At 60.3% G+C, this 5,689-nt stretch carries 7 protein-coding genes; 2 read left to right on the top strand and 5 right to left on the bottom strand.

Annotated elements, in window-relative coordinates:
* The first annotated feature begins 261 nt into the window (after positions 1–261).
* Positions 262–462, top strand: a complete 201-nt coding sequence (locus NKJ73_RS33790; protein ID WP_023678847.1) for a hypothetical protein — start codon at positions 262–264, stop codon at positions 460–462.
* Positions 463–489: 27 nt separating this feature from the next.
* On the opposite strand, the gene NKJ73_RS33785 is transcribed toward NKJ73_RS33790, so the two are convergent.
* The 5 genes from NKJ73_RS33785 to NKJ73_RS33765 form a co-directional block, all read right to left on the bottom strand.
* Positions 490–1,119, bottom strand: a complete 630-nt coding sequence (locus NKJ73_RS33785; protein WP_352458842.1) for a hypothetical protein — start codon at positions 1,117–1,119, stop codon at positions 490–492.
* A complete protein-coding gene (locus NKJ73_RS33780; protein WP_352458846.1) occupies positions 1,119–1,979 on the bottom strand; it encodes a lanthanide ABC transporter permease protein PedC in 861 nt (286 codons plus the stop codon). Before NKJ73_RS33780 ends, NKJ73_RS33785 begins: the two co-directional genes overlap by 1 nt.
* A gap of 11 nt (positions 1,980–1,990) precedes the next feature.
* On the bottom strand, positions 1,991–2,779 hold the full coding sequence (locus NKJ73_RS33775; protein WP_352572694.1) for a lanthanide ABC transporter ATP-binding protein PedB/LutE: 789 nt from the start codon (positions 2,777–2,779) through the stop codon (positions 1,991–1,993).
* A gap of 98 nt (positions 2,780–2,877) precedes the next feature.
* A complete protein-coding gene (locus tag NKJ73_RS33770) occupies positions 2,878–3,843 on the bottom strand; it encodes a YVTN family beta-propeller repeat protein (protein WP_352541893.1) in 966 nt (321 codons plus the stop codon).
* 21 nt (positions 3,844–3,864) lie between these two features.
* Positions 3,865–5,115, bottom strand: coding sequence for a lanthanide ABC transporter ABC transporter substrate-binding protein PedA1 (locus NKJ73_RS33765; protein WP_352572692.1), 1,251 nt, complete (start codon positions 5,113–5,115; stop codon positions 3,865–3,867).
* 240 nt (positions 5,116–5,355) lie between these two features.
* Between NKJ73_RS33765 and NKJ73_RS33760 the strand changes: the two genes are divergently transcribed.
* The coding region (locus NKJ73_RS33760) for an alcohol dehydrogenase catalytic domain-containing protein (protein ID WP_352572690.1) at positions 5,356–5,689 on the top strand (334 nt) is incomplete at its 3' end.

Raw genomic sequence — 5,689 nt, 5'->3', positions numbered from 1 at the left:
GTCTCATCCCCAGCCTCCGTTCGCTGAAGATCAAACCGGACAACTCGTCTGCTACCTAACCCGGACAACTCATCTGCTTACGACACCGAGCCCTGCGGTCATTGGCGTTAGATTAGCGCCATGTTATATTGCGGCGCGAAAGAGCGGGGGCCACGTTCCTTTCACACCCGTAAGTGATCCGTATGTGCGATCCCTGCAGACTGGTCGGTATCACGGAAACTCCCGGGCATGGGGTTCGGGAATCGAGGGGGACAAGGGGTAATGCTCTACACGCTCGTTATGATGGTCTGCCTGACGGATGTGCCGCAGACCTGTGAACAACGCGAACAGATGGTGGACGGCCTGGCGATGAATCCCGGGACCGCCTTCATGCAGGCGCAATCGCTGGTAGCCCAGTGGATCGAGACGCATCCCGGTTATTTCGTTCAGCGCTGGCGCGTGCTGCCCGGCCGTGGATCGTGATATCCGCCGCGAAGATCGAATGAGGTTCTATTTCTTCGCGGCGAGCGTTTCCGAGACGGCCTTGGACAATTGATAAAGCCGCTGCTCGATTATCGTCGGCACTTCACAGACGTAGGTCAGTGATTGGACGCGTTCATTGAAAATTCGCGTTGCGAATTTCAGCTGTTCGGTTCGCCGATCGATCTCTTCGGGATCTGCATCCGGCTTTGCCCGCAATGCATCGACATCGGACGCTTCCTTGCGCAACGCGGCGGCCATTTCGAGCTGCTTGTGGGCGTAGCGGGAAATGCCGGAGATCACCTGCGAGCGCTCGGCGTCCAGGTGGTCGAACATGCCTTGCACCATCATCGCCATTTTGGGTGCAAGTTGCTCGGCCGGCAAGGAGGCCGCGAAATCCCTGATCTTCTTTTGAGCTTCCGCAATCGGCATCCGGCGAGCTGCCACTTCCTCGATCAGGGCGGAGATGGTGGGGTCCTTCGACCAGTCCTTCGCGGCTGAAGGAAGGTCCGGTCCGCTCCAGATCTGGCCGAGCGAGAGTTGCGGCACCTTGCGCTGCATGCAGGGCCAGTCTGGATCGGGGTTGGCTGCCATGGCGTTGACGCCCGGCGCGAGCATAGCGACCAGAGCCAGACCGCGAACATGGATCATTCGCGCCATCAGGCATTTCCTCCCGTGTCCTGTTTGCGGGTCATCAGGCCGCGCGAAGGGTCGTAGGCGATGATGGCGGCGGCAAGGAACAGCAGCGTGCAGCCGGCAACGACGCCCAGCGACAGCCAGTCAACCTGGCCGTAGAAGGCGAAGCGGATCAGTTCGACGGCGTAAGTAAATGGATTGGCGAGGCAGATTTTGTAGAGCAGGGGGCTAGCCTCCTGGATACGCCACAAGGGATAGAGTGCCGGAGAAGCGAAATAGCCGGGAAAGATGACGAAGTTCATGATGCCAGCGAAGTTTTCGAGCTGCTTGATCATTGAGGACAGAAGCATGCCGAGCGCGCACAGCATCATGCCTGACAGGAACAGCGCCGGCAGCACGGTGAGATAGCCAAGCGGCGGCGCCTTGACGCCCCAGAACCAGGCAACGATCAGGAACGCGTAAACCTGCGCGATCGACACGGCGACACCGGCGAGCATCTTCGAGATCAGTAAAAACCAACGCGGGAAGGGGCTGACCAGCAGGGTGCGCATGTTGCCCATTTCGCGATCATAGACCATCGACAGCGAAGACTGCATGCCCGAAAACAGCAGAATCATGCCGCACAGGCCCGGAGTGATGTAGACCTCATAGAGCACGTAGGTCTTGTAGGGCGGGATGATCGATACGCCGAGCACCTGCCGGAATCCGGCGGCAAAAATGAACAGCCAGACGAGCGGCCGAACCAGCGAGGATATAAAGCGCTCGCGCTGATGCAGGAAGCGCAGGCACTCCCGCACGACGATCCCTTTGAGGCAAACGAGGTAGTGGTGGAGCCCAAACTGTTCGAACTTCACCGGCGTGAGGGCGGCGACTTTTGCGGGCATTGCGGGAGCGCTCATGGCGACATCTCCGCGATGCCGCTTGTTTCGATGCGGTTGAGCCTGGAAAAGGCGTCGCGGATCGAACTGGCACCGCTCGTCGCAACGACATCGGCCACCTTACCCTTGGCTACCAGGTCGCCCTGCCGCAGCACGACGACGTGGTCGCCGTCTTCGACCTCATCGATCAGATGCGTCGCCCACAGCACACCGATGCCCTCGGTTTCGACGAGTTTGCGGATGGTGGCCAAAATGCCCGCACGCGACTGGATGTCGAGACCGACCGTCGCCTCGTCGAGCAGCAGCAGGGAAGGGCGGTGGAGCAGCGCCCGCGCGATCTCGATGCGCCGCATTTGGCCGCCGGAAAGACTGCGTGCCTTGTCATGCTGACGGCCCCGCATGTTGACTGTATCGAGCAGCGCGGCAATGCGCTGCCGGGCTTGGTGTCCGCCAATGCCATGCAGCGAGGCGTGGTAGGAGAGGTTCTGGTGGACGCTGAGGTCGAGGTCGAGCGTGCGTGCCTGGAATACGATGCCGACACGCCTGAGCGCTTCGCCCGAAGCGCGGCTGACGTCATGGCCGAAGATGCGGATCGATCCGCGGCGGGTGCCGTAAAGATGGCTGATCAGTGAGAACAAAGTTGTCTTGCCGGCCCCATTGAGGCCGAGCAGAACGGTGAAAGTTCCCGGCGCGATCGAGAATGAGACGTCGTGGAGCGCTCGCTTCGGACCATAGGAATGGCTGATGCCGGCAACATCGAGCGCTGCCACCTCCTCTCCAGCTCCGCTTGTCCTCACATGCTGCATGCCGCTGGCTCCTTCGGGGCGCGCTGGTTATCTAGTGCACTTGCAACATCCCCGCGGCAAATATTCATCACGTCGGCCTCCCTGATCATTGCTGCGGTCTAGTGGGGCGATATGGCCACGCCCCAAGGCTGCTGGCCCACCGTAACCGATTGAACCGGCTCGTCCGTCGCCGTGTCGATGAAGGTGATGTCGTTGGAATTGCCGTTGGTGGTGATCAGCGTCTTCTGATCGGGGGTGAAGTCGAGATGCCAGACGCGCTGGCCGACCAGGATGTATTTTTCCACCTCGTAGGTTTCGGTGTTGATGACGGCGACGTGGTTCGCTGGGCCGAGCGCGACATAGGCTTTCTTGCCGTCCGCGCTGATTGCGATGCCGACCGGCTGGATGGTTTCGGGCCGCAGTCCCGCAATCGCGAACTGGATCTTCTTCACCACCTCGCGTTTGAGACTGTCGATGACGCTGACGGTACCGCCGATTTCGGCACTGACCCAGATCTGTGATCCGTCGGGCTTGAATTGCGCAAAGCGCGGACGCGTGTCGACCAGGACGTTGTCGGTCACCTCATGGCTGTCGGTGTCGATGAAATGCGCCATGCTGGTGGTTTCGGAGGTGTTGACCATGGTTTTGCCATCGGGACTGACGGCCATGCCTTCAGGCTCCACCCCAACGGGAATCTCGGTCATGACCTGCTTGCTCTCGACGTTGATCGCGGTGACGAGATTGTCGTCCTCGTTGGCGACGTAGAGCGTCTTGCCGTCGGGCGAAAGCACGAACAGTTCGGGATCGGGGCCTGATGGCAGCGTGCCAACGATCTGCAGCGTCGCGGTATCGATGATTTCGATCGTATCGTCATCGCTGGCGCACAAATAGATGAACTTGCCGTCATGCGAGATGGTGATACCGCGCGGCCTCTGGCCGACTTCGACGGTCTTCACCACTTGCATCGTCGCCGTGTCGACGACCGTTATCGTATTGTCTTTCTCGTTGGAGACATAAACGGTGTAAGCCCACGCCGGATTGGCCATGAAGCCGAGAATGGCGAGTGCGCAAGCTCGTCTCTGCACGAAAATTCCTCCCGATTGGTTCTACTTAAGGACGCATTTCGTTTCCGGCTGATCGACGCCGAGCGTATCGAGCTCGGAGATCTGGTGGAGATAACCCTCCTGTGGCGATGTCGAGACCACGGACTTGGTGTCGCCGAGCAGGATTGGCTGGCGAAGCTGATGGTTCCACTTGCGGAAGGTCAGCTTCTGTCCTTTGAAGGCGGCGACCGAGAAATCGTCCGAGCGGATATAGTCGCTGATCTTCTTCGGATCGTCGCCATTGGTCCGTGTGCTGGCTTCGCCCACCGCCCGCACCGCCGTCCAGGCCGACATATCCTTGGACAGCATTCGCCGGCCGGTCGTCCTCAGGAAACGGCTTTGCATTTGAATGCCACCCCATTGCTCGCTCGCGGGATGCCAGGACGATGCGACAAGACCGGCCGTGCCAGCGACCAGCCGCGGTGTCCAGGTGCGGTAGGGCACATAGGTTCCGAACACCTCGCTCTCATCGGCGACAAGCACCACGTCATGCTCCGGCAGATCCTGCGTGAACACGGAAATCTGCTGCTGTATCTGCGTGGCGCCGGTGTCGGTGCGGCGCGCCGTGCCAGTGTCTTTGAACTCCTTCTCGGCGACGATCTGACCGCCGAAGCGAGCCGCCGCGCGGCGCAACGCGGCCGCATAGAGATGATCCCGCTCATGCGAACCATAGAGCAGCACCCAATTCGGCCATTTCTTTATCACGAGATACTGCGCCAGCGCGTCAGCCAGCATGCTTCGTGTCGGCGCCACATGGAAAATGTTTATGCGGCAGTCTTCCTCGCGCAGGCTGTCGTCTGTGGCACCGACATTGAAGACCAGAACGCCCTTGTCGCGGGCGATGTCGGCGATCGACAGCAATTGCCTGGCCGAGAGGTCAGCGACAACATAGCGGTCACCTTTGGCAATCAGATCGTTGAACGCCTGAACCGCGTCGGCGTCCGGCTTGACCTCGGCTATGTCGAGGCTGAATTTCTGGCTGACGAACTTTCCTGTCGTGTTGTTGTCGCCGATCGCCACATTGGCGCCGGCGACACCTTCGTCGCGCGGCGGCAGGTCCAGCAGGGAAAGCGCCAGTTGCGGCGCGTAGGCCCGCAAATAACCTATTCTGATTTCGGTTATCTTTCTTTCCGGCCTGTCGGCTGCGACCGGTTGCTTGCCCGTCACTTCCTGGGCCATCACGCCTGTAACGTTGGCGGTCTGGAAAAAAAAGCACAAAAAGGCCGCGAGAGTGCCTGGCACCGCGCTCGTCATCGATAAAACTGCCCATTCTTGCACTAAAGTCCGATTGTTCCCGGACCAGCGCGAATTCAAGGTGCCCACAATGAGCTTAGCGGACGCCACAAGATTTATCAAAGCCCTGCAAGTGGACTTACGTGTCTGCTTTAGTCCTATGCCTTTTCGAGGATGCGGCGATGAATGAGCGTGTTGCGGTCTCATCCGCAGCAATGGCGGAATGAGAAACTCTATGGGTCGTCATGGGAGGATTGCCTGATGAAAACGCGCGCCGCTGTCGCCGTCGCCGCCGGAAAGCCGCTGGAGATCATGGAGGTCGACCTCGACGGTCCCCGTGATGGCGAGGTGCTGGTCGAGATCAAGGCAACCGGCATCTGCCACACCGACGAGTTCACGCTGTCGGGCGCCGACCCGGAAGGCCTGTTTCCGGCGATCCTCGGCCACGAGGGCGCCGGCATCGTCGTCGACGTCGGCAAGGGCGTCTCCTCGGTCAGGAAGGGTGACCATGTCATCCCGCTCTACACGCCGGAATGCCGGCAGTGCCCGTCCTGCCTGTCGCGCAAGACCAATCTGTGCACCGCCATCCGCGCCA

This window comes from Mesorhizobium sp. M0074 (assembly GCF_040322975.1).
In the GTDB taxonomy this organism is placed as follows: domain Bacteria; phylum Pseudomonadota; class Alphaproteobacteria; order Rhizobiales; family Rhizobiaceae; genus Mesorhizobium.
The sequence above is the reverse complement of the archived record's forward strand: the minus strand, read 5'-3'. Positions and strand labels throughout refer to the sequence as shown.